We start from the raw sequence: 1730 nt of genomic DNA, 5'->3' as shown, positions 1-1730 counted from the left end.
GACAACATCCAAAAAAATTGTAAAACCTTCTTGCGAGCACTGAAGTCCGTTGTAATCATCAGTTCCCAATCAATTTCGGAGCTTGGCAATGGCAATTATCGATAATCTCATCGGAGCGACCGGTCAATGGGTGGCAAGTACCGACCCCAAGGCTACACTGGCTAGCCCTCTGGCCTGGCTGAAGAAAACGGGCGGGTATGCAGCGGTGAACAAGATCATCGGACTGTCGATTCCTTTTGCACCACGGAACAACTTCAGCGTTGAGGAGGTCAGGCCAGGATATGTAAGAGCGAAAATCCGCTTGAAAGGCAACAAAAACCACTTCGGCAGCCTTTATGCGGGCGCGTACTTTCTGGTAGCCGAAATTCCCGGTGGCGTGCTGACCCTATTTGATCTGGGGCCTTCGTACACGCCGATTCTCAAGGAAATGACGTTGCAGTTTCTCCAGCCAGCCAACAGCGATGTCACTGTAGAATTCACCCTGGATCCCGAAGCCGTGGCAGCCATTCTTGCTGACGCTGACGAGACCGGGCGGGCGAAATTCTCCCTGGAAGGAAAACTGGTGGACGAAGAGGGCAACCATGTAGCGACCTCCATCGCCCATTACCGCGTCCGGAAGAAAGGGTTTAAAGCAGAGGCCTGAACAATTCAGGCCTGTTCGAGGCCAGCGATGGTTTGCAGGAAAATCTCGCCGTATTTCTCTAGCTTGGCGGCGCCCACGCCGCTGACTTCCGCCAGCTCATCCAGGGTGCGCGGTTTGCGTTCCAGCATTCCAAACAGGGTAGTGTCATGGAAAATGACGTAGGGCGGCACGCCCTGTTTGTCAGCCAGCTCCTTGCGGCAGGCTCGAAGCGCCTCCCAGCCGGCCTTGTCGGTAATCTGTTCTGAGACCGGCGAACCCGACCGGCCGCCGTTTGCCCGGCCGGTTGTCTTCTTGATTTCCGGGTCCTTGCGCAGCTCAATGGTATGACGTCCTTTCAGCAGTGGCCGACACTGCTCGGTCAACTGGAGCGCACCATAGCCCTCCGGATCTGCACGGAGGTAACCATTGGCCACCAGTTGCCGGTAGACCGATTTCCACTCGTTGGCACTCAGTTCGGTTCCAATGCCGTAGGTTGACACCTGGTGGTGCCCGGATTGGAGAATCCGCTCGTTTTCCGAGCCTCGCAGAACATCAATCAGATAGGTAACGCCGAAACGCTGACCCGTTCGGAAAACGCAGGAAAGGGCTTTCTGGACGGCGACAGTTCCATCCCAGGTGTCCGGTGGATTCAGGCAGGTGTCGCAATTGCCGCAGGGTTGCTCAAGCTCGTCCCCGAAATAACGCAGCAGCACCTGACGCCGGCAACTGGTGACCTCACAAAGACCCAGCATCGCATCCAGCTTCTGCCGTTCCACGCGCTTGAAATGATCGTTACCCTGTGAGCTTTCCAGCATCTGGCGCAGTTTGATGACATCCTGCAGGCCATAAACCATCCAGGCCGTAGACGGCTTGCCGTCACGCCCGGCCCGACCGGTTTCCTGATAGTAGGCTTCAAGGCTCTTCGGCAGATCCAGATGGGCGACAAAGCGCACGTCCGGTTTATCGATACCCATGCCGAACGCGATGGTGGCAACAATAATCACCCCGTCTTCACGCAGGAACCGCTCCTGGTGATGGGCACGCTGTTCCGAGGACAGGCCTGCATGATAGGGCAGAGCGGTATAGCCTTTCTGGGCCAGGGTTTTCG

General features: G+C 56.6%; 2 protein-coding genes. One reads left to right on the top strand and one right to left on the bottom strand.

Translation table 11 applies throughout. The features are described from left to right. Positions 1–88 precede the first annotated feature (88 nt). A complete protein-coding gene (locus tag B2W52_RS17285) occupies positions 89–643 on the top strand; it encodes a PaaI family thioesterase (RefSeq protein ID WP_008171570.1) in 555 nt (184 codons plus the stop codon). A gap of 5 nt (positions 644–648) precedes the next feature. Here the strand turns inward: B2W52_RS17285 and B2W52_RS17280 are convergent. Beyond that, the coding region (locus B2W52_RS17280; protein ID WP_286803796.1) for an RQC domain-containing protein at positions 649–1730 on the bottom strand (1082 nt) is incomplete at its 5' end.

Source organism: Marinobacter sp. UBA2498, assembly GCF_002341575.1.
Lineage (GTDB): Bacteria > Pseudomonadota > Gammaproteobacteria > Pseudomonadales > Oleiphilaceae > Marinobacter > Marinobacter manganoxydans.
The sequence above is the reverse complement of the archived record's forward strand: the minus strand, read 5'-3'. Positions and strand labels throughout refer to the sequence as shown.